Genomic DNA, 23133 nt, shown 5'->3' on the forward strand with positions numbered 1-23133 from the left:
TGAAAAGATTAATAAGTGCATTAAAAATATTAAGCGTTTTGAGAGGTATCGTAACTTTTACAATTTAAGAGCTAGAATATGAATCGTTAATCATTTGTTTAAAAATAAGAAAACCGATAGCGAAGAAAAATCTTCGTTGTCGGTTCATAACATCGCTTAATTTTGGTCACCAACACCATTTTATATATGGCCTTTTGTTAGTACCGCGTTCATAAGAAGAGAATGGATGTGCGTCATAAATAGGACAAGTGATGGCTTCGTCTAATCTTAAAAATTCAGAACCGTTGTGTGCTGTTAGAGACTGGATGAAATAGTCTTGTTGAATAGACGTCAAAGTGGTATTCACACTTTGAGCCGTTTTATCAGGAATCAGACGAATGATTTCATATCGTGTTTTTCTCTCGTTAATCTCTTGAGGTCTTTGTTCAATAGAGAAGGCATTAGCCTTTCTTGGTGGTCGTTTTTCAGTTGATGTTATCGGTTTAGTTTTTCTAGGATAAATCAAATGTTTACGTGAAATATCTGTAATCCATCCTTTGTATACCCATGTGTAAATCGTTGTACAAGAGGGGCATATCAGGTAGTTGACTAATCATTTCAGGGGAATATTTATCCATGATTTTTTCTCTGATGAGGGCTTCTTTTTCTACCGTCCACGTATCTGTTCTACCTACGGCTAAACGTAAACGATGATAATCGTTTTGTGCCTTTTGAGCAGAGTATTCTTTAGTGCCACCATGAAAAGATAAATCGATAAGTCCACGTTTGATGTCGTTATTGATGGTTTGGTGATTTTTTCCCAATAATCGACTGATTTCTCTATTGCTTTTACCTTCTTTTTTCCATTTTTCGATGAAGTAACGTTCTTTTTCTGTTATATATTTGCCTTTTGTGTTATAGTATTCTTGCATCTCTTGGTATCCTTTTTTTGTGGTTATGAAAAGTATATCCTATGAGATGCTTTTTTTGTACTACTGGCTAATTTAATTATATAATTTATTTTAATATAGTAAGTTGTGAAAAAATCAACAGTAGAGTATAATGTTACTAACAACTTTTGGAAGGAGGCACATCCGGTGAGTTTTCAAATGGGCTTTGTGCTAATGTTTATAGCAACCATGATTATGTCGTATATTGGCACACATATATGGTGCAAGTGGGCGACTAAAAAAGGCTTTTTAGATGTGCCGAATGAGAGAAAGGTGCACAATCGACCAATTATTACAATGGGTGGTGTTGTTATCTTTATTGTGTATTGGTTAGCTGTTTTTTTGTTAACGGTTATGTTTAGATTAGTTGTTAGAGAACAAGTGCCATTATTTTTTGCATCTTTAGTCATTTTTGTGACAGGTATTATTGATGATAGATATGATATTTCTCCTTTGCAGAAATCACTTGGCATTATTATTGCAGCTACTATTGTGTATTGGACGACCAATTTTAGAATATATGGATTATTTGAACAGATTTTTGGAGACAATTTAACGGCAGATATTGTCGGATACATTGCCACTGTTGTGTGGATTTACTATATTACAAATGCCTTGAACTTGATTGATGGATTAGATGGCTTATCAACGGGTGTGTCTATTATTGCATTGAGTACTTTAGGGTTTATTAGTTATTTATTTTCTCCAGTAAGTGTTTTTATTTTGACAATGATGGTTCTCTTGCTTGTGGCAACATTATTAGGTTTTTTACCACATAATTTTCATCCTGCTCGGATTTTCATTGGAGATACAGGCGTCTTATTTATTGGGTTTATGCTTTCTGTTTTTTGTTTAATGGGGATACAAAGACCAGGGATTGTCGCGATTATTACGCCGATTGTGATTTTAGGTGTTCCATTAACAGATGCGACAATGGCTATTTTAAGACGTTTTTTAAAAGGACAATCTGTCACAAAAGCAGATAGAAAACATATGCATCATTGTTTTATGATGAAAGGGAAACCTCATGCACGTGCAGTGATGTCTATGTATGGTATTGGTTTTATTTTTGCTGTTATAGCATTAATGTTAACATTAGCTGATGTTGAAGTTGACGTGTATGTGATTTTAGCTTTAACGATTGTCGGCGAGTTTTTACTCATTGATTACTTGAATTTATTAGATTTAAAAAATCCGATTTTGTTTAAAGAAACATCATATCGTGATAAAGATAAAAAATGAGAGTGAATAGCCTATTCTATTCGCTCTTTTTCAAAATAAATAAGAATAAGGAGAAAGAAATGATTAGGTGGGCAACATTAGATGATATAGAAGAGATGAGTAAAGTACATGCTACGACTTGGAAAAGTGCTTATAAAGGGATTCTCTCTCAAAAATTTTTACAGACACTCTCTGATACCTATTGGGTGAACGGATTTAGAAAAGGGATGGAAGGTCAAAAACGATTTTTTGCTGTTGCTGTAGAAAATCATGAGATTGTTGGTGTGATTGCCTTTGGAAAAAATCGTTGGGATTTTGTAGAAACGGTAGCAGAAATTTATTCACTATATATTTTACCGTCCCATCAAAATAAACAGTATGGCAAAAAACTGATAGATTTTGCAATAGAGGTACTTACTGAAAAAGGATATACTAAAGTGATGCTGAATGTTGTCGATAAAAACACGCCTGCTAGATTATTTTATGAAAAAATGTCATTTGTAAATACGCAGCAGATTATGACCTCTGAAATCGCTGGTGCAAGATTTAATTGTCTTGTGTATGAGCGATTTATGTAATATTATGATATAATGTATAGGCATGAAGTGAAGAGTAGAGTATATAAATGATGAAGGAGAAAGAAATGTCAGATATAAAAATTATGTCATTGGGTGGCGTACGTGAAAATGGTAAAAATATGTATGTCGTTGAAGTTAACGATACGATATTTGTATTGGATTGTGGGCTAGTTTACCCAGAAGATGAAATGTTAGGGATTGATGTTGTCATTCCTGACTTTACCTATTTAGAAGAAAATGTGGATAGAATTGCCGGTGTTTTCTTAACACATGGACATGCAGATGCGGTTGGTGCACTTCCGTATCTTTTACAAAATATTGAAGTACCTGTATTTGGGACAGAATTAACGATTGAAATTGCAAAATTAGCTGCTAAAGAACAAAACTTATTAAGTCGAACAGATGATTTCCACGTAGTAGATGAAGAAACAGAAATTGAATTTGACCATGTAGTCATCTCGTTCTTTAAAACGACGCACTCTGTTCCAGATTCTGTAGGTATTGTATTAAAAACAGACGAAGGTTCGATTGTATACACGGGAGATTTCCGTTTTGATCAAAGTGCAACGCCGATGTATCAAACAGATTTTAGACGTTTAGTTGCAATTGGGCAAGAAGGTGTACTTGCTTTATTGAGTGATTCAAGTAATGCAACAGCGCATATTGAAAGTGGTAGCGAATTAGAAGTTGCTTCAGATGTGTTAGATACATTTTTGAATGCCAGTGGACGTATTGTGGTGTCTTGTATGGCAAGCAATATTTTACGTGTTCAACAAGTATTAGATGCTGCACATAAGTCTGGAAGAAAAGTATTTTTAACAGGACGTTCATTAGTCGAAATAATGGATGTCGCTTTGCGATTAAAAAAATTGGTATTGCCAGATAAATCTATTTTATGCAAATTAAACGATTTGAAAAAATATGAAGATAACCAAGTTGTGATTTTAGAAACAGGACAAAAAGGAGAGCCGATTCACGCATTGCTACGTATGGCAAAACAACGTCATCCACAAGTGAATTTAAAAGAGGGAGATTTAGTATATATTACTACTACCCCGTCAGTTGCTATGGAAACTGTTGTTGCTCGTACGAAAGATTTTATTTATAAAGTTGGTGCAAGTGTAAAATCTGTTTCTGATAATGTACGTGTATCAGGTCATGCTTCTCCAAATGATTTACAACTTTTAGTTAATTTATTAAAACCTAAATATGTCGTGCCAGTAACAGGTGAATATCAAATGATGATGAAAAATGCAGAACTATCTCAAAAAGTAGGTATTCCAGCAGAGTCAACATTCTTATTACAAAAAGGCGATGTATTACATTATCAAGATAAAACGATGCGTATTGCTGGGGAAATTCCAGTAGGCAATGTCCTAATTGATGGTATTGGTGTAGGTGATATTGGTAATGTAGTGTTGAGAGATCGTAAAATTTTATCTGAAGACGGTGTATTAGTGGCTGTTTTAACGATTTCTCGTCGTTTAGGTATTATTTTATCTGAGCCTCAAATTATTTCTCGTGGATTTGTTTACTTTAAAAATAGTATGGATATTATGAAAGAAAGTAAAGAATTAGTTAGACAAGTAGTTGAAAATCATCTGGCACAAGATGAGTTTGAGTGGAGTCGTTTGCGTAATGAAGTACGTGATGAATTAAGTAAATTCTTGTTTGATAAAACAAAACGTCGCCCAATCGTTTTACCAATTATTATGGAAGCGTCTGGGTACAGATTACCAGAAGAAAGAGGTTAGTCTATGAATCAAGTGGCAGTCAAAAATATCAAAGAAATAAGCATTGCTCTTATGATGACTTTGCTTTTAACCGTCATTATTTGTTATGTTAGACCGGAACTACTACTTCCGGTAGCAATGCTACCATTTATTACAACGGTATATCGTTATGGTTTTTCTGCTTTATATGGTGTGAGTATTTTATATGGTGTTATCGCGGGTATTTTAACGAGCATCATTTTAAAACAAGATATGACAATCAATATATTTATGTTTGTTGCTGCGTCATTGATATTATGTGCTTGTGGATTTTTCACAAAAAATATTCATCGAACGGTCAATAATCGTCGTATGAAATCAGTGTGGTTAAATATTGTCACAGCAACTGTTTGTAGTAGCCTTGCGTTTGTAGGATTGTACTATGTGTCTATGTCAATGAACTATGCGCTTATTAGCATTCAAAGTATTATCTATTTAGAAGTATATATGCTTTTGTCTGTTTTATTTTCAGCGTATCAATATCCAATTCTGATTTTAACAAAGCGTAGTCCGTTTTTATCGAGTAAAGAACGTTCAAAATTGTTAAATGATTAAAAAGAGTGACGTTAGGTCAATGCTATTGCCTAACGTCTTTTTTGGAGGAAATATGTCACACAAAAGAAAAGGGCAAGTATGGATAGGAATTGCCATTACCATTATGGCATTTTTGTTTTACATGTCATCTAAGCCATATCATGAACAAAGTTTAGTGTCGCCTTTAGAAAAATTACTTTCTCATTTTCCATTTATAGATACATTCAGTCATATTTCTTTTTTATATGGTGGAAAAGAGATAAGTATTCAAGCGAATGGCTATATTGCTTTTATTGAATTTTTCATTCGGAAATTTGCTCATTTTATGAGTTTTTTTATATTAGGATATGCCTGGTTTAAAGGATTGAAAGTGTATATAAAAGATAGAAAAATTGTCTTTTTTCTTGCATTGATTTTATGTATATTCTATGCGGGTTTTGATGAATTTCATCAAAGTTTAACACCAAATCGTACACCACTTTTAGAAGATGTTATTTTAGATTCAAGTGGAGCGTTTCTAGCTATTCTATGGTCTATGATTTTCTCAAAAATTACACGAAAACATCGGTAAACGATAAAGATTTATGCTATAATAAATCGTTGTATATAGAAAAGGAGTATAAATATGGCGCAATTATTTTTTAGATATGGTGCAATGAATTCAGGAAAAACAATTGAAATTTTAAAAGTTGCCCATAATTATGAAGAACAAAATAAAGCTGTTGTTATTATGACGAGTGCAATAGATAATCGAGATGAGATCGGATATGTTTCTAGTCGTATCGGCTTGCGTCGAGAAGCTATAGCCATTTATGACGAAACGAATATTTTTGATTATATTGCAATGTTAGAGATTGTGCCATACTGTGTGTTGATTGATGAAGCACAATTTTTGAAAAAAGAACATGTCTTACAACTAGCTAAAATTGTTGATAAATTGAATATTCCTGTTATGGCATTTGGTCTAAAAAATGACTTTAGAAATGAATTATTTGAAGGATCACAATATTTATTATTACAAGCAGATAAAATTGAAGAAATGAAAACTATTTGTTGGTTTTGTCATAAAAAAGCAATTATGAATATGCGTGTTGTGGACGGAAAAGCCATTTATACAGGAGAACAAATACAAATAGGTGGGAATGAATCTTATTATCCAGTTTGTCGTAAACATTATCATCACCCACCAATAAACGAAAATAAGGAGTAAAATATGTTTGATCAATTAGAAAGTTTAATTATACGATATGAAGAGTTATCTGAATTGATGAGTGATCCAGATGTTATTGCTGATACAAAACGTTTTATGGCATTGACAAAGGAAGAAGCTGGACTTCGTGAAAAAGTAGCAACGTATAAACGTTACAAAGACGTCGTACAAAGTATTTCAGATACAGAAGAAATGCTTGGTGAAAATTTAGATGCAGACATGGCTGAATTAGCGAAAGAAGAATTGTCTAATTTGAAAAAAGAAAAAGAAAAATTAGAAGAAGATATTAAAATTATGATGTTACCAAGTGATCCAAATGATCAAAAAAATATCATTATGGAAATACGTGGTGCTGCTGGTGGAGATGAAGCAGCATTATTTGCTGGAAGTTTATTCAATATGTATCAAAAATATGCTGTAGCACAAGGATGGCGCGTAGAAGTAATGGACGCTAATATTACAGGAATTGGTGGCTATAAAGAAATTACATTGATGATTACAGGAGATAAAGTTTATTCCAAGTTAAAATATGAAAGTGGTGCACATCGTGTACAACGTGTTCCTGAAACAGAATCTCAAGGCCGTGTTCATACGTCTACAGCGACAGTTGTTGTCATGCCAGAAGCAGAAGAAGTCGAAGTGGATATTGCTGAAAAAGATATTCGTGTGGATATTTATCATGCGAGTGGAGCTGGTGGACAGCACGTGAATAAAACAGCATCTGCTGTTCGTTTGACACATTTACCAACAGGTATTGTTGTTGCTATGCAAGATGAGCGTTCTCAGTTGAAAAACCGTGAAAAAGCAATGAAAGTATTGCGTGCTCGTGTATATGATCAGTTACAACAAGAAGCACAATCAGAATACGACGCTAATCGTAAATCAGCGGTCGGAACAGGAGATCGTTCAGAACGTATTCGTACATACAATTTCCCACAAAATCGTGTAACAGACCATCGTATCGGATTAACGATTCAAAAACTAGATCAAATTCTATCTGGAAAATTAGATGAAGTTGTTGATGCATTAGTGTTGTATGATCAAACGAAAAAATTAGAAGAGTTAAATAATGGAAACTAATTATGCTACGTTCATAAAAAAGGCACAATTAGAGTATAGTCATAGACCTGATTTAGTTGAACGATTACTATGTGACCGATTAGATTGGACAAAATCAGATTTGATATACCACTTACAAGATAATGTGCCAAAAACAATACAAGAGCAGTTTTTCAAGGATTTTGAAAAATTAAAACAAGGTGTTCCTTTACAATATATTGTTGGCAAAGAATGGTTTTATGGACGAGAGTTTATGGTGACAAAAGATACACTTATTCCACGTCCGGAAACGGAATTACTTGTTGAGCAAGTATTAAATCGCATACCGATAGACGCACAGATAAAGGTATTGGATATTGGAACGGGGACGGGTATTATCGGTCTTACTATAAAATTAGAAAGACCGAATAGTCTAGTTGATATGGTTGATATTTCTAAAGAGGCATTATGTGTGGCAACACATAATGCCAAACAGTTACATGCCGATGTACATTGTTTTGAAAGTGATGTATGTTCTTCGGTTACGGAGCAATATGATGTGATTGTAAGTAATCCCCCTTATATTAGCCATGATGAAGTATGTGATATGGATGATAGTGTTTTACAATATGAGCCACACCTTGCATTATTTGCACAAAATAATGGCTATGCCATTTATGAAGTTTTGGCAAAACAATTACCTGCTGTGTTAGCAAAGAATGGTTGTGTATTATTAGAAATCGGGTATCAACAAGCAGAAAAACTAAAGAAACTATTTCAACAATCTTTTCCAGATAAATACATTAGTGTATTAAAAGATTATATGGGGTTGGATAGAATGTTAATCATTGAGGAGAGAAGAATATGAGAACAGAATTGATTACATTGGATCAAATAGATGAAGCTGTCCGTTTGTTGCAAAATGGGCATATTGTAGCTTTTCCAACGGAAACGGTGTATGGTTTGGGAGCGATTGCCAATAATGAAATAGCTGTGAAACGTATTTATGAAGTAAAGGGACGTCCTAGTGATAATCCTTTAATTGTTCATGTTGCAACAAAAGATGTATCGCCTTATATTGTCAATCCTCCAGAATATTTACCTCGATTAGTTGAAACATTCTGGCCAGGACCTTTAACAATCATTTGTCACATTAAAGAAAATGTATTTGCACCTGCTATCTCATCTGGTCGAAAAACGGTGGCGTTGCGTATGCCGAATCATTCTACGACTTTAGAATTGATTGATAAAGTAGGTTTTCCTTTGGTAGGACCAAGTGCCAATACGTCAGGGAAGCCAAGTCCGACACGTGCAGCTCATGTTTTGGATGACTTTTTTGGAAAAATTGAAGGGGTTTTATATGGTGAAAATGCATCAATAGGAATTGAATCAACAGTAGTAGATTTAACAAATCCTAAAGGCATTGTTATTTTAAGACCGGGGGCTATTACAAAAGAAGAGTTAATGAAATATGAATTTCCTGTTTTTGATATGGAAGAAAAAATATTAAAAGCAGAGGATATTCCTATGGCTCCGGGAATGAAATATAAACATTATGCACCAAGACAACCTATTTATTTGGTAGATTCTCAAAGTCCAGAATTATGGGATTTAGCTATTCGCCATTTTCAATCTGAAAATAATCGTATTGGTATACTTGCTGATGAAAATTTAGTGGAGTGTTATCAAGAACAAGTCGTTCAAACATATAGTTTAGGTGGCATTGAAGATGTTGAAAGTGCATCAAAACATCTGTATGACGGGTTACGCTATTTTGATAAATCAAATGTAGATGTCATACTCGCACAAGTGTATGAAAAAAAAGGTATGGGTATTGCTTTGATGAATCGTTTGGAAAAAGCGGCAGGAAATACTTATTTTATTGATGCAAAAGGAAAATAATATGCGAACAAAAGAACGTTATAAAACAAAAAGTGCTGTCTTTGTGATGTTTATTTATGATGATAAAGTATTATGCCAAAAACGACAAAATACAGGTTTTATGGATGGCTTTTATGATATGGGAGCCAGTGGACATGTTGAAGAGGGAGAGACATTAACGCAAGCAGCTAAAAGAGAAGTCAAAGAAGAATTAAATATTGATATTGATAAAGAACGTCTAAAATTAGTGACGACCATTCATCATAAAAGTGAGGATGAAGTGTATTATTATTTTTATTTTAGTTATATATTACATGCACAAGATGAATACGATTTTTCCATTAACGAACCAGAAAAAAACGAAAAATTGATATGGTTAAATATGTCACAATTACCAGAAGATGTAACGGTCTATAATCGACAAGCTGTTGACAATTATTATCGTCATATTCCCTTATCAGAACTAGGTTTTTAATTATTAAATTATTAGAATATAAATCAATGACGAATAAATCATATATAGATAAGATAGTATATGGGTTAGCCTATATACTATCTTTTTTATTTTATGAAGAAGTCTTTGTAAGAAAAACAGACATTGGTGTATGAAAAAGTCATACGGATAGTCATAAAAGAGGATAAATATACCATGAATAAATGAAATGCTTAATATAAAAGAATAAAACTTTTGTTGATGATTTTTAAAAAGGAATTGATACGATATTGCACAATAAGAATTGCTCTTATTTTATGGAACGTGTTATAATAAATTGACGAGTTTGGAGGCGTGAAAATGAAAGAAAAGCTATTTATTGTTGGAGATATACATGGAGAATATGATTTATTAGAAAAATTATTACGGTATTGGAATGAAGAGGAGCAACAATTAGTTTTTTTAGGCGATTTGGCAGATAGAGGGCCAAAAACAAAGGAATGTTTTTTAAAAGTAAAAGAATTGGTTGATAGAAAAGGTGCGATTTGCATAAGTGGGAACCATGAGGATATTTTATTAAAATGGTTAGGGGATCCTCAAGAAAATATGGACTGGTATTTAAGAAATGGTGGTCAAGCAACGATTGAGGGATTGCTTTATAAAGGTGTATTGGAAGAAGAAACACCTCAAGAAGCAGCATCTATGATACAAACAAGATACCCTGAGTTGATAACTTTTATTAAGGAATTACCTTTATATTACGAAACAGATTATTGTATTTGTGTGCATGCAGGTGTTAATTTTGATTTAGAAGACTGGCATCAAACATCTAGACGTGATTTTATTTGGATTCGTGAGCCTTTCCATCAAACAGAAAACACGCTTGGTAAACCAATTATTTTTGGGCACACACCTGTTCAATCTTTACACAGTCGTTTATTTGATACACATTTATGGTATCATAAAGGTAAGTTTGGTATCGACGGTGGGGCTGTCTACAATGGTGCTTTACACGGATTGATTATATCTAAAAGTGGCGTAGAAGAACATCATCAAATCATTCATCCAAAACATCGTTGGGAATAACCTTTTTTCAAAAATTGTGTTGTTGATAAGAATAAAGTAGTGTGTCACTGGCATGATTTAATGATTGTCAATATAGAGAGTGAAAACTCTCTTTTTATATGCTAGAAAAGAATAGAAAGGAACGCTATGGAAGAAAAAGTATTTTCATTAACAGTTAAAAAATTACCGCAATTTAAAGCAAATCAAATTCAAACAGTATTATCATTATTAAAAGAAGGTAATACAGTTCCGTTCATTGCACGCTATCGTAAAGAAATGACTGGAGCATTAGACGAAGTACAAATTAGAGAAATCGAAGACGTACATCATTATTTAGAAAATTTACTAAAACGTAAAGAAGAAGTACAACGATTGATTGAAGAACAAGGTAAACTAACACCTGAATTAGAACAAGCTATTCAAAAAGCAGAAAAAATGCAACAATTAGAAGATATATATCGACCTTTTAAACAAAAAAGACGTACAAAAGCAACAATCGCTAAAGAAAAGGGATTAGAGCCATTCGCTTTATGGATATTGTCTAGCCCTAAAGATGCTAATATTGATGAAAAAGCGTGTCAATTTTTATCTGAAGAAGTAGAAACGATAGAAGATGCCTTAATAGGAGCACATGAAATTATAGCAGAAACAATTAGCGATACAGCAAAGTATCGTGAATGGATTAGACAATATACATTTAAATATGGTTCTATTGTGTCTACTGTAAAAGATGAGAGTAAAGATGAAAAACATGTTTATGAAATGTATTATGAGTTTCAAGAATTGGTTACTAAAATACGTCCTCATCGTGTTTTAGCATTAAATCGTGGAGAAAAGGAAGATATTTTAAAAGTAGATGTTACTATTGATACGCAGAAAATTATGGAGTATTTGGAAAAACAGCTTATCAAATACCCTAATAATGTTACTGCTGAATATATAAGAAAAGCAATCGAAGATGCTTATAAACGTTTTATTGCACCAAGTATTGAACGAGATATTCGTAATGAATTAACAGAAATAGCAGATACACAAGCCATTCAAGTATTTGGTGAAAACTTAAAAAATTTATTGTTACAACCACCAATGAAAGAACGTGTTATTTTAGGATTAGACCCAGCCTATCGAACAGGATGCAAATTAGCGATTATTGATGAAACAGGACGTGTACTGGCAAAAAGCGTGATTTATCCTCATAAACCAGCTCCAGAATATAAACGACAAGAAGCTGGAAAAATTTTCTGCGACTTATTAGAAATGTATCATGTTACGATGATTGCGATTGGGAATGGAACAGCTAGTCGTGAATCTGAACAATTTGTTGCTACTCAGATTAAACAGTTAAATCGTCCAGTACACTATGTCATTGTGAATGAAGCAGGTGCATCCGTTTACTCTGCAAGTGATATTGCGAGATTGGAGTTTCCAGATTATCAAGTAGAAGAACGTAGTGCCGTGAGTATTGCACGTCGTTTACAAGATCCATTGGCAGAATTAGTAAAAATTGATCCTAAATCTGTAGGAGTTGGGCAATATCAACATGATGTTTCACAAAAACAACTAACAAATCAACTAGATTTTATTGTTGAAACAGTTGTGAACCAAGTAGGTGTTAATTTAAATACAGCGAGTGCTTCTTTATTACAATATGTTGCCGGTATGAATAAAACGATTGCGAATAATATTGTTGCTTATCGTGATGAGCATGGTGCCTTTAAAAATCGTTTTGAACTAAAAAAAGTCGCTAGACTAGGTGATAAAGCTTTTGAACAAGCAGCAGGATTTTTACGAGTGGTTGGTGGAGAAACGATATTGGATAATACGCCAATACACCCAGAATCTTATACAGAAACCAAAGCATTATTGCATGCATTTAACATTCAAATAGATGCTCTTGGACAAGAAGAAACAACAGATGTTTTAAAAACGATTGATGTTGAAAAAGCAACACATCTAACAGGATTAGGACAAGAAACCGTCACAGATATTTTAGAAGCACTACAAAAGCCGGGTAGAGATATGCGTGATGATATACCCGCACCAATTTTAAGAAGTGATGTCATGACAATGGAAGATTTAAAAGTCGGCATGTCACTAGAGGGTACAGTTCGAAATGTTGTTGATTTTGGTGCTTTTGTAGATATTGGTGTAAAACAAGATGGGCTTGTTCATCTATCTAAAATGAGTCAAAAATTTGTAAAATCTGCCAGCGATATTGTGTCTGTTGGTGATATAGTAACGGTATGGATTGATGCCGTCGATATAGTAAAAAACAGAATTTCTTTAAGTATGGTACCTTTAGATGACAAATGAGGAACTACAAAAACTTGTTGAATGTATCTCTTTGACATTTTTTAAACAGCCATTTGTTCATCAAGCAATTTTTAACCCTCGACTAAAAACAACGGGTGGCAGGTATCATCTTAAAACACATAATTTAGATTTTAATCCCAAAATAGTAGTTGTATTTGGAAAAGATGAATTGATTGGTGTTATTAAGCACGAATTATGTCATTATCATCTACATTTACAAGGTTTAGGATATAAGCATCAAGACAAAGATTTTAAACAATTATTAAAACAAGTTGGTGGCAGTCGCTACGTCAAAAATGTCAATCAAAAACAACCAAAATATACTTATCAATGTACCGGTTGCCAACAAGTGATTTATCGACAACGACGATTTAATGTGTCGAAATACATTTGTTCAAAATGTCGTCATTCATTTAAAGAAATCCCATTTTAAGAGTGAAAAACTTTATGAAATGGGGTTTTTATTTTGCTTTTTTGATGAATTTTAATGGCATGTGGGAATTTTCTTTTTTTGTAACAAAATCATGACAAAAATAACAAAAGTGTAACATCGGAAAATTTATGTAACAGAGATATTAAAGATATATAAAAGAAAACGTTTTCTTGTTTTAAACAAAAAACTTTTTGTGCTAGCATGACAAGGTGATTAGAACATCACTAATTTTTGTATAGTTAAAATACAAAACGTTATTTGCTAAATAAAAGATAAAAAGAGCAAATAAGTAAAAATGAAATCAAAACATCGAAGAACGTTTCGATTTCAAAAAGAAATGGAGATTATATCATGCATTTAAAAAAATTATATAAAAAGATGTTATCAAAAACAGCAGTAGCGATGACGATACTAACAATGACAGCAATGTTTATACCACAGTCAGTAACAGTACATGCAGAATCGACTGTTAAATTATGGGAACCAAGAAGTATTCAACACATTAGACAAAGTATCCAAAAAACAAACGAAGGAATGCAACAATATACCGTTCAATTTGGAGATACACTATTTGGTATTTCATGGGCAACAAATATTCCTTTTTACCAATTATTACGTTTGAATGATGTGTCGGATGGACAATTACTAAAAATTGGGACTGTTTTAACACTGAATGAAGACGAAACACAATTAACGATTGAAAGGGAAGATTATAATAAAGTATATGATTTAAATACAGGGAAAGAGATTGAACAAGTAGAATTTATTGAAAATCCCGTTTTAACTCCAGCAAGTTATTCATTAAATCAATTTATGTTTTTAGGAATTATTAACTGGAGTGGTTATAAATTTACATATTATTCACAATCAGTCTTACCAGGAGGCGGATTGCGCATCCCAGGGCGTCATGTCAATGCGAATGGATATGTTGTTGACGGAGATGGTTATATTGTTTTAGCAAATAATGCACCTATTGGGACAGTAATTGATACACCATTTGGTGCAAAAGGAAAAGTGTATGATCGAGGAACCGTAGGTAATCATTTTGATGTATATATTCGATAATATAGATAGTCTGTAGAGAATTTAGATTTAAATAAGAAATAGGCTATACATCTTTTACATTCATTAAGTATATTTAAAACATACAATGATATTAACAGAAAAGAAGCGATATCCTAATATCTAAAAATGTTAGGATACTGCTTCTTTTAATATATGTAGTTAAAATAAGGTGTATAAATCTTGTAATGCATCAACTGTATAAGTAATAGGGTGTGACAATGTATTAGGTTGGTGTGTTGGGTTAATCCAACATGTATCAATTCCGGCATTTTGTCCACCTTTTATATCTGCTCCTAATGAATCACCGATGATTAAAACGGATGATGTATCAGTAATGTTCATCTCTTGCCATATTGTATCAAAGAAACGTTTGTCGGGTTTTTGAAATCCAACTTTGTCTGATACAAAAATATGTTTAAAGTAAGGCAATAATCCATTGTTTTTCAAACGAGCCATTTGTGTGTCATAGACACCATTGGTAACAATAGCAAGTTGATGTGTTTTTGATACGGTATCAATTAACTCTAAAGCCCCGTCTAGTAGTTGATTGCCTATTGTTAAATAGGAACGATATAATATATCGCATTCTTTTCCAGATACAGAGAGTTGATAGTGTGCAAAAAATTGTTCAAAACGACTTGATAAAACAGTGGCTCTATCTAGTTTGCCTAATTCATAATCTTTCCATAATGGTTCATTGATAGATAAATAAAGTTGAAATGTTGTGTCCGTATAGTCGATATTGTGATGTGCTAATAATTGTTTAAAAGCAATATGTTCAGCCTTTTTAAAATCTAATAACGTATCATCTATATCAAATAAAAGTGTTTTATAATTTTTTAACATAATTTAGCCTCCGTTTTTATTATAGGGGAGGAAGTCCTTTTTTTCTAGTAGCAATTTAGACACAAACAGTATAAAATAGAAGGGACTAGGAATAAAGGAAGTACAAACATGGCTACAAAAAAGAAGAAAGCAATTATAAAATCAGAACCACTAGAGTTAGTAGATGGCTACTACATTCCCGTAGAAATAGTGGATTCTTATAAACGATTACGTGCTTATTGTGTTTCTGAATTACTAGATGTTTTTCGTACCTTTTGTCATTCGGTAGAATGTATGTATGAGGACGGGTTAATGGTTGTATCTGCTATTGACAATCAAACAAATGTTGCTTATCGCGTTGATATAACACCGCAGACGGTATCTCAAATTGAAAAAGCTATTGGGACGAAAAAAATACAAAATTATATTGAACAATTAAAGGAGAATGGCGTATGGATAAGATAAAAGAGCAAATTCTAGCTTTATTAGAAAATAATGGTAGATTAACATACGAAGAATTGGCAGCATTAGTAGGTGAAAGTGTCGATACTGTAAAAGAGATTGTGAAAGCATTAGAAAAAGAAGGTATTATTTGTGGCTATCAAGCACTTGTTAATTGGGATAAAACAAATGATCATGATGTATCTGCTGTTATTGAATTAAAAGTAACACCACAAAAAGGTAGTGGATTTGATGATATTGCAGAACAAATTTACCGTTATCCAGAAGTAGAAGCACTGTATTTAATGTCAGGAAGTTATGATTTCTTAGTGATTTTAAGAAAAGCACCAATGAAATCTATTGCGAAGTTTGTCAACCAACTAGCTGTGTTAGATGATGTTGTGAGTACGGCAACACATATTGTATTGGTACGTTACAAAGACCATAATAAAATTCTTTTCCAAAACAAAAAAGATCAACGAATGGTGGTAAGTCAATGAGAAACCCGTTAAACAAAAAAGTAACCTCTTTAACATCTTCGGGTATTCGTCGCTTTTTTGAAATAGCAGCAATGATTGAAGATGTCATTTCTTTAGGTGTTGGGGAGCCTGATTTTGATACACCTTGGCATGTTAGAGAAGAAGCGATTACGAAATTGCGACAAGGGAGTACCTTTTATTCGCCAAATGCAGGCTTGTATGATTTACGAGTAGGCATTGCCGATTTTAACAAACGAAAATATCAATTAGATTATGATCCGAAAGATGAAATTATTGTGACTGTAGGCTGTAGTGAGGGGATTGATTTAGCGCTCCGTACGATGATAGATAATGGAGATGAAGTTATTGTATTAGATCCATCTTATGTATCTTATATACCAACCATTACTTTAGCAGGAGGAGTACCCGTACTTATTTCTTTAGATGAAAAAGAAAAATTTCGTCTAACTCCTGAAAAATTAGAAGCTGCCATTACACCTAAAACAAAAATGGTTATTATTTCTTATCCAAATAATCCAACTGGGGCGATTATGGAAAAAGAAGATTTAGAAAAAATTGCTGAAGTAATTAAAAAGCATGATATTTTTGTATTAAGTGATGAAATATACAGTGAATTAACCTATACAGATACTCCGCATTATAGTATTGCGAATATTGAAGGTATGAAAGAAAGAACTATTGTATTAAATGGTTTTTCAAAAGCTTTTGCCATGACAGGTTGGCGTTTAGGATATGCTTTAGGACCAGCCATTGTCATTAACGAAATGATAAAAATTCATCAGTACACTGTGATTGCTCCTTCAACTGTAGGACAGTATGCAGGTATTGTGGCAATATCTGATTGTGATGATGAAATAGAATATATGCGTACATCCTATAATCAACGTAGACGTTATTTATTAAGTATGTTTGAATCAATGAATTTAGAGTGCTTTGAACCAGAGGGTGCATTCTATGTCTTTTTAAATATCAAAAAATTTGGTTTAAGTTCAAATGATTTTTGTGAAAGATTATTAAGAGAACATAAATTAGCGATTGTACCAGGATCAGCTTTTGGAGAAGGCGGAGAGGGATTTGTCCGTATTTCTTATGCGTATTCTATTGAAGAATTACAAGAAGCAATGAATAGATTAAAAATTTTTATTGATACAATTTAATAAAATAAGAGAAGCACGTTGGTTATCAACGTGTTTTTTAGTGTATCTAAAATAATATTTTTACTTGCAATTTAGAATACGATACTTTATAATAAAACGTAATTATTACTATTTAGGGTAATTAGGAGGTAAAATGGCTAAAAAATCAAAAATAATAAAAGCGATGAAACAAAGAGAACTCATTGAAAAATATGCATCTATTCGAAAAGAATTAAAAGCAAAAGGCGATATAGAAGGTTTAAGAAAATTACCGAAAAATGCTAATCCAATTCGCTATAAAAATAGAGATTTATTAGACGGACGTCCAAGAGGCTATATGAGAAAATTTGGTTTATCACGTGTGAACTTTAGAGAATTAGCTTTAAAAGGTCAGCTTGTAGGCGTGAAAAAAGCAAGTTGGTAATATACTAAGAACGAAGGAAGAAGACGAGGATATGGAAAAACAAGATATTTCAAGTGCGTATCGCAGATTAAAAAGTCCAAATAAAAAAACGAGAGAACGTGCTTTAAAAATTATTAAAGCAATCAAGAAAAAAAGAAAGCTATCTGCGTAGCATCACATTATATAGGTATAGGCTAAAAAACTTGGTACACGTACCAAGTTTTTTTATATGGTTCTTCTTCCAATCTGTTGGAGAATGTCCTCCACTAACACGATTTATTATAGAGTTTTAATGGCTCTTCGTTAAGTTGTGTTGGTGGAGAAAAAATGAAAAAGGTGGAGCCATTCACCACCTTTTTCGTTCCTTTTTTCTGCCATGAGAATGATGTTGTATGATTAAAATAAAAAGGTATTTCTCATGTATGGTTATATATTTATTTATTGATGAAGTGTTCAATATCGTTTTGTAATTGTTGAATTTGCATTTCTTGTGTTTGAACAGTTTGTTTTAATGTTTGGATTTCTTGTTCAAGTTTTTGCATTGTAGTTGGTTGATTGACACTGCTAGCTGATGTTGACGTACGGTAAAGTTGTACAAGAACAATGAGTAATAGACTAATCGCTAAAATATAAATCCAACTTAATTTAAGGACTTCTTTATTAAAATGTTTAATGTATGTTCTTAATGATGTCTTTTTTGTCATGCTAAGTTCTCCTCATTTACAAAATGATAAATGGCTTTTGCAACACCACTTTCAAAATTTTTATCTGTGACATAACGTGCGGCTTTCTTTAAATTTGGTACAGCATTCCCCATAGCAACACCATATCCTACAACAGAAATCATAGAATAGTCATTCATATTATCGCCGATTGCAAAAACATCTTCAAGTGAAATATTCATTTGTCTTGCCATATCTTTTACAGCAATGCCTTTTTGAGCATAAAGACTATTGATTTCAACATTTTCAGGATGTGATGATGTAATAGATACATCACTTAGCTGAGAGATGTCTTGTCTAAACGCATCTAATTGTTCGTTTTGTACTGTATTACAAACAAAAATTTTTAATACTTTATCTGTCTTTTCTTCTTTAATAAATTGTTGTAATGATGAAACATAAGATACGGGAAATTCTTTTAATTTTTCTTTAACAGCCAATTCAATTTCTTCAGGTGTGCCATTGTGTAAACGTCCAGAGATAAATGTTTTCATCATCATTTCCCGCTTTTTAGGTTGGTCTGATAAAATACCTGATAACATCATCAATTCGATGAATAATGTATCATATTTTTCTGCAATTTCTAGAACTGCTAAGACATTATTAGGCGATATGGCGTTGACTTTTATCAATTCTTGATGCTCGTTATAAATGGCTGCACCATTTGCAGAAATAATCGGGCAATGTAAATCAGCAGCTTTTAAAGCTGGTAATGCTTCATTGAGATGACGACCGGTTGCGATGACAAAGGGAATTCCCTTTTTAGTTGTGTATAAAATGGCATCTTTATTTTCTTTTGTAACATTTAATGTGTTATCTAATAAAGTGCCGTCCATATCAGAAACAATTAGTTTTATCATAGTTACCTCCAATCATTAGTATAGTGTAACATGTTTTAAAAGGTTTGTGTTGAAAAAAGATACACGAAGGTGTATTCTTTACAAGATAGGAGATAATACATTGATGAAAAGAAAATATAAAATAGTGGTATCACGTGCTTTTGGAATGAGTTTGATGATTATAGCGTCCTTTTTAGTTGTTTTATTGATATTGGCGCAATCACATTCAAAGCAAGAGGAAAACCAAGCAAATCATACCGGAATTGCAGAGCAAGAAAAAATAGATTTTTTTTCAAAAATAGCAGTATCTGCACAAGAAAATCAAGAAAAATATGGTGTTTTATCTAGCATTACAATGGCACAAGCAGGGTTAGAATCAGAATATGGACGTAGTCAATTAGCATCAAAATATTATAATTTATTTGGTGTAAAAGGTAGTCAATACGATGGTGTTGCATTGCCAACTAAAGAATTTTATAATGGGCAATGGCATACGGTTCATGCTTATTTTAAAGTATACCCTAGCTGGAAAGAGTCTATTGAGCAACACGGGCGATTATTACATAAAGGAACGAGTTGGAATGAAGCACAATATAAAGCGGTGATTGAAGCAAAAAATTATAAACAAGCAGCGTTAGCACTTGTTGAGGGAGGCTATGCGACAGATCCTCAATATGCAGAAAAAATTGTGTCTATTATTGAAACGTATCAACTATATAAATATGACAAATAATAAAATAAAGAGCATGAATCGTTTTAGCTATTCATGCTCTTTATTTTTGTTTTATGCGTGCATAAATGTTTTGATTTCTTCTTCGCTCATTGAAGAATCGCATTTAACAAATACATCTTCTCCATGTACATGTAAAAATGCAGGTACTGTTGGCATATTGTATTTGTCACGGAATGCTTTTAATGCTTCCAACTCACTTGGTTCTTCACTGTTAATGAAGTAGACTTTAGCACCTGTTTCTTTGACAACATGTGATAATTTTGTTGCGAATTTACGACAATATGGGCAAGTACCACGACCAATGAAAAATGTTTCATCTTCTTTATTTTGAATTGCTTCAATTGCACGTGAAACAGTTGTTTCTGTTAAAACAGCAATATCTTGTTTAAATTGTTCCATAAGACACCTCTTTATTTTAGATAATAATAGTATGCCATAAAATAAAAAAATGACAAAGAAATTTGCTTGAAATTGTGTTATGATACACATGAGTTTAAAGATGATAAGGAAAAGATATGCGATTAGATAAATTATTATTTGAATTAGGTTACGGTTCAAGAGGATCCGTTAAAAAAATACTTTCAGCTAGACAAGTTCGTGTTGACGAAGAGATTGTTACGTTGGGGAATACAAATGTTAGTCCAATGATACAAGATATATATGTACAAAATAAGCGTGTTATTTACACCAAAGAGGCGTACTATATGTTAAATAAACCAATTGGTGTTGTCACGGCAGTGACTGATGAAAAGCACCAAACGGTTATTGATTGTATTGATGGGAAAGACAAAAAAATAGGACTTTATCCAGTGGGGCGATTAGATAGAGATACAAAAGGCTTAGTTTTTATCACAAATAATGGTCCTTTAGGATTTAGAATGTTACATCCAAAATATCATGTATCCAAACGCTATGAAGTTGTTGTAAATGCTTGCTTGACGCAAGAAGATGTGATTGCGTTTCGAAACGGTATTACTTTTTTAGACGGATATACTTGTCAATCAGCATCATTGACTATTATTCAAGCAAGTGATACAAAAAGTATAGCTTTGGTCGATATACATGAGGGTAAATTTCATCAAATTAAAAAAATGTTTTTAAGTGTAGGAAAGAAGGTTATTTCTTTAACAAGAATTTCCTTTGCAGAGTTAGTGTTAGATTCTTCACTAAAAGAGGGAGAATATAGAGCCTTAACGCCAAATGAACTACAACAATTAAAAAAATATTTACAATAGGGGGTAAAAAATGGTCATAAAAGAAACATATCGTTTAATGACAAAAAATAAATGTGAATTTTTAAATATTATTTTATTTACCCAATTTATGATTTTGTTTGGCAGTTTTTCGATTATGAAATATTGTTTGAAATGGTTATTAGTATTCGTGGGTACAAAAAGTTTAACATTAGATAGTATACCGAATATTTTATTTTCACCAATGGCTTGGCTACTGTTGATTGTGATACTACTGATTGCGACAATAAGTATTTACTTTGAATTGTCTACTATTATGCTAGGTATTATGGCGTACAAACATCAAAAAAGTCTTTCTTTGCGAGCTATTTTTCATCATACAATAAAAAATTTAAAAGAAGATATTTCTCCACAATTTATATGGCTATTACTGTACTTTGTATCCGCTATTCCAATTACACAGCTAGGATATCATAGTTTTTTATTAAATAAACTTTCTGTGCCAACTTTTATTTCATTAGAATTACAAAAATATTTTTTCTTTATGTTGTTATATATTGTATTTCTTCTTGTGTCGATTTATATTCATATTCGGCTTATATATGCTTTACCTTTACTTGTACTAAGTCGTTTTACTATAAAACAATCTTTTGTTAAAAGTTGGGCATTAACGAAAGCAAAAGGTAGTTTTGTGGTCGTGCCATATTTATGGATATGGGGTGTTTTTCAAATAGGACAGCATAGTGTTGCTTTTTTGAGTGAAAAAAGCATTTTACTGCTTGGACATGAGATGACCTTTATAAAACTGATGATGAGCAGTACTATACTGGCTTTGAGTATATTGATTATTTGTTTTTTACATTTTTCACTCAAAATTTGCATTTCTGTATTATTAGTTGATGTGTTGTTTAAAAAAGAGTTGGTGACAGATACATACTATTTAGACAAACAATATAAGCAGTATTCTATTATGCATTGGATAAAGTATTTTGGATTATCTAGTATTATTTGTTTTATTTATGGAATAACTTGCGTGTATATGTTTTTCTATCAATTTGAAGATAAAACAGTTGTTATTGCACACCGAGGAGATAGTGTACATGCAGTCGAAAATTCCGTTGAAGCATTGGAAAATGCTGCAAAGCAGTCTGCTGATTATGTTGAAATTGATATAAGATTGACAAAAGATAATCGCTTTATTGTTAGTCATGATAATAATATAAAACGTCTATCTAAACTCAATAAAAAAATTTCGGACAGTTTATTCGACGAAATACATGGTGTTTCCGTTACAGACGGTATACATGTTTCATCTTTAGTATCATTAGAAGAATACATCGAAAAAGCAAAACAACTCGGTATAAAATTGATAGTTGAAATAAAACCTCACGGAAAGGAAAAGTCAGATTATTTGGCATTACTCGCAAATATTTTTAAACGATATGATGTTGAAAAAGATTATATTGTACAATCTTTAGACAAAGAAATAATTGAAACATTCCAACAAAAAGCACCGAATATGAAAGTGGGATATATTGTTCCATTCCAGTTTGGTGGCATTCCAGATACAACTGTTGATTTTCTTGTGGTAGAAGAAAGTTCTTACAATCATCATGTACAAGATTTAGCACATTTTTCTAGTAAAAAGATGTTTGTTTGGACTGTTAATACAAAAAAAGAAATAAGACGACATTTATTTGAACAAACGGACGGTATTATTACGGATAAATTAGATTTAGTGCATCAAACTAAAAATGAATTATCTGATAATCATTCGCTTATTCAACGTTATAAAAATGTCAGCCAATATTTATTTGTCCAATTAGTGAAGTAACCTGTTTTTAAAATAGACAAACATTTGATTGAATA

General features: G+C 32.3%; 28 protein-coding genes. 22 read left to right on the top strand and 6 right to left on the bottom strand.

Translation table 11 applies throughout. The features are described from left to right. Nucleotides 1-166 precede the first annotated feature (166 nt). A complete protein-coding gene (locus H1220_01515) occupies nt 167-505 on the bottom strand; it encodes a hypothetical protein (GenBank protein QMI86078.1) in 339 nt (112 codons plus the stop codon). Between the two features lie 4 nt (nt 506-509). Then, the gene (locus H1220_01520; GenBank protein ID QMI86079.1) at nt 510-911 is read right to left on the bottom strand and encodes an IS30 family transposase; all 402 of its coding nucleotides are present in this window, start codon (nt 909-911) and stop codon (nt 510-512) included. Nucleotides 912-1076: 165 nt separating this feature from the next. Between H1220_01520 and H1220_01525 the strand changes: the two genes are divergently transcribed. The 14 genes from H1220_01525 (at nt 1077) to H1220_01590 (ending at nt 14472) form a co-directional block, all read left to right on the top strand. Further along, nucleotides 1077-2171: an undecaprenyl/decaprenyl-phosphate alpha-N-acetylglucosaminyl 1-phosphate transferase gene (locus H1220_01525; GenBank protein QMI86080.1), complete on the top strand. Its 1095-nt coding sequence runs from the start codon at nt 1077-1079 to the stop codon at nt 2169-2171. 59 nt (nt 2172-2230) lie between these two features. Continuing rightward, nucleotides 2231-2728, top strand: coding sequence for a GNAT family N-acetyltransferase (locus H1220_01530; GenBank protein ID QMI86081.1), 498 nt, complete (start codon nt 2231-2233; stop codon nt 2726-2728). A gap of 65 nt (nt 2729-2793) precedes the next feature. Further along, nucleotides 2794-4482: a ribonuclease J gene (locus H1220_01535; protein ID QMI86082.1), complete on the top strand. Its 1689-nt coding sequence runs from the start codon at nt 2794-2796 to the stop codon at nt 4480-4482. 3 nt (nt 4483-4485) lie between these two features. Continuing rightward, the gene (locus tag H1220_01540; GenBank protein ID QMI86083.1) at nt 4486-5055 is read left to right on the top strand and encodes a hypothetical protein; all 570 of its coding nucleotides are present in this window, start codon (nt 4486-4488) and stop codon (nt 5053-5055) included. A gap of 52 nt (nt 5056-5107) precedes the next feature. Then, the gene (locus tag H1220_01545; protein QMI86084.1) at nt 5108-5605 is read left to right on the top strand and encodes a VanZ family protein; all 498 of its coding nucleotides are present in this window, start codon (nt 5108-5110) and stop codon (nt 5603-5605) included. 54 nt (nt 5606-5659) lie between these two features. After that, entirely contained in the window at nt 5660-6244 is a 585-nt protein-coding gene (locus tag H1220_01550; GenBank protein QMI86085.1) for a thymidine kinase, read from the top strand. Between the two features lie 3 nt (nt 6245-6247). After that, complete coding sequence (gene prfA / locus H1220_01555; GenBank protein QMI86086.1) at nt 6248-7324, top strand: peptide chain release factor 1; 1077 nt, start codon at nt 6248-6250, stop codon at nt 7322-7324. Next, nucleotides 7314-8150, top strand: a complete 837-nt coding sequence (gene prmC, locus H1220_01560) for a peptide chain release factor N(5)-glutamine methyltransferase (protein ID QMI86087.1) — start codon at nt 7314-7316, stop codon at nt 8148-8150. The genes prfA and prmC overlap by 11 nt, the downstream gene beginning before the upstream one ends. Next, nucleotides 8147-9184: a threonylcarbamoyl-AMP synthase gene (locus H1220_01565; protein QMI86088.1), complete on the top strand. Its 1038-nt coding sequence runs from the start codon at nt 8147-8149 to the stop codon at nt 9182-9184. The genes prmC and H1220_01565 overlap by 4 nt, the downstream gene beginning before the upstream one ends. 1 nt (nt 9185) lies before the next feature. Further along, the gene (locus H1220_01570; GenBank protein QMI86089.1) at nt 9186-9638 is read left to right on the top strand and encodes an NUDIX domain-containing protein; all 453 of its coding nucleotides are present in this window, start codon (nt 9186-9188) and stop codon (nt 9636-9638) included. A 318-nt stretch (nt 9639-9956) separates the two neighbouring features. After that, nucleotides 9957-10682 carry a serine/threonine protein phosphatase gene (locus tag H1220_01575; GenBank protein ID QMI86090.1) on the top strand — a complete coding sequence of 242 codons (726 nt, stop codon included), beginning with the start codon at nt 9957-9959 and terminating at the stop codon, nt 10680-10682. A 126-nt stretch (nt 10683-10808) separates the two neighbouring features. Continuing rightward, on the top strand, nt 10809-12974 hold the full coding sequence (locus H1220_01580; GenBank protein QMI86091.1) for an RNA-binding transcriptional accessory protein: 2166 nt from the start codon (nt 10809-10811) through the stop codon (nt 12972-12974). Next, nucleotides 12964-13407, top strand: coding sequence for a SprT family protein (locus H1220_01585; protein QMI86092.1), 444 nt, complete (start codon nt 12964-12966; stop codon nt 13405-13407). The genes H1220_01580 and H1220_01585 overlap by 11 nt, the downstream gene beginning before the upstream one ends. 351 nt (nt 13408-13758) lie before the next feature. Next, nucleotides 13759-14472 carry a LysM peptidoglycan-binding domain-containing protein gene (locus H1220_01590; GenBank protein ID QMI86093.1) on the top strand — a complete coding sequence of 238 codons (714 nt, stop codon included), beginning with the start codon at nt 13759-13761 and terminating at the stop codon, nt 14470-14472. A gap of 159 nt (nt 14473-14631) precedes the next feature. On the opposite strand, the gene H1220_01595 is transcribed toward H1220_01590, so the two are convergent. Further along, the gene (locus tag H1220_01595) at nt 14632-15321 is read right to left on the bottom strand and encodes a noncanonical pyrimidine nucleotidase, YjjG family (protein QMI86620.1); all 690 of its coding nucleotides are present in this window, start codon (nt 15319-15321) and stop codon (nt 14632-14634) included. Between the two features lie 105 nt (nt 15322-15426). Between H1220_01595 and H1220_01600 the strand changes: the two genes are divergently transcribed. From H1220_01600 to H1220_01620, 5 genes are all read left to right on the top strand, one after another. After that, nucleotides 15427-15762, top strand: a complete 336-nt coding sequence (locus H1220_01600) for a hypothetical protein (GenBank protein ID QMI86094.1) — start codon at nt 15427-15429, stop codon at nt 15760-15762. Next, nucleotides 15750-16238, top strand: coding sequence for an Lrp/AsnC family transcriptional regulator (locus H1220_01605; GenBank protein ID QMI86095.1), 489 nt, complete (start codon nt 15750-15752; stop codon nt 16236-16238). The genes H1220_01600 and H1220_01605 overlap by 13 nt, the downstream gene beginning before the upstream one ends. Continuing rightward, nucleotides 16235-17395 carry an aminotransferase class I/II-fold pyridoxal phosphate-dependent enzyme gene (locus H1220_01610; GenBank protein QMI86096.1) on the top strand — a complete coding sequence of 387 codons (1161 nt, stop codon included), beginning with the start codon at nt 16235-16237 and terminating at the stop codon, nt 17393-17395. Before H1220_01605 ends, H1220_01610 begins: the two co-directional genes overlap by 4 nt. A 133-nt stretch (nt 17396-17528) precedes the next feature. Then, a complete protein-coding gene (gene rpsN, locus H1220_01615) occupies nt 17529-17798 on the top strand; it encodes a 30S ribosomal protein S14 (protein ID QMI86097.1) in 270 nt (89 codons plus the stop codon). Between the two features lie 31 nt (nt 17799-17829). Continuing rightward, nucleotides 17830-17949 carry a putative metal homeostasis protein gene (locus tag H1220_01620; protein ID QMI86098.1) on the top strand — a complete coding sequence of 40 codons (120 nt, stop codon included), beginning with the start codon at nt 17830-17832 and terminating at the stop codon, nt 17947-17949. A gap of 262 nt (nt 17950-18211) precedes the next feature. On the opposite strand, the gene H1220_01625 is transcribed toward H1220_01620, so the two are convergent. Both H1220_01625 and H1220_01630 read right to left on the bottom strand, forming a co-directional pair. Next, complete coding sequence (locus H1220_01625) at nt 18212-18481, bottom strand: hypothetical protein (protein ID QMI86099.1); 270 nt, start codon at nt 18479-18481, stop codon at nt 18212-18214. Continuing rightward, a complete protein-coding gene (locus H1220_01630) occupies nt 18478-19359 on the bottom strand; it encodes an HAD family phosphatase (GenBank protein QMI86100.1) in 882 nt (293 codons plus the stop codon). The genes H1220_01625 and H1220_01630 overlap by 4 nt, the downstream gene beginning before the upstream one ends. 103 nt (nt 19360-19462) lie before the next feature. Between H1220_01630 and H1220_01635 the strand changes: the two genes are divergently transcribed. Next, nucleotides 19463-20071: a glycoside hydrolase family 73 protein gene (locus H1220_01635; protein ID QMI86101.1), complete on the top strand. Its 609-nt coding sequence runs from the start codon at nt 19463-19465 to the stop codon at nt 20069-20071. 51 nt (nt 20072-20122) lie between these two features. On the opposite strand, the gene traF is transcribed toward H1220_01635, so the two are convergent. Continuing rightward, nucleotides 20123-20470, bottom strand: coding sequence for a conjugal transfer protein TraF (traF, locus tag H1220_01640; protein ID QMI86102.1), 348 nt, complete (start codon nt 20468-20470; stop codon nt 20123-20125). Nucleotides 20471-20586: 116 nt separating this feature from the next. On the opposite strand from traF, the gene H1220_01645 reads away from it, so the two are divergent. Beyond that, nucleotides 20587-21306 carry an rRNA pseudouridine synthase gene (locus tag H1220_01645; GenBank protein QMI86103.1) on the top strand — a complete coding sequence of 240 codons (720 nt, stop codon included), beginning with the start codon at nt 20587-20589 and terminating at the stop codon, nt 21304-21306. A gap of 10 nt (nt 21307-21316) precedes the next feature. Then, nucleotides 21317-23098: a glycerophosphodiester phosphodiesterase gene (locus tag H1220_01650; protein QMI86104.1), complete on the top strand. Its 1782-nt coding sequence runs from the start codon at nt 21317-21319 to the stop codon at nt 23096-23098. Nucleotides 23099-23133 lie beyond the last annotated feature (35 nt).

It is taken from the genome of Carnobacteriaceae bacterium zg-84 (assembly GCA_013874835.1).
Classification (GTDB): Bacteria; Bacillota; Bacilli; order Lactobacillales; family Aerococcaceae; genus WM01.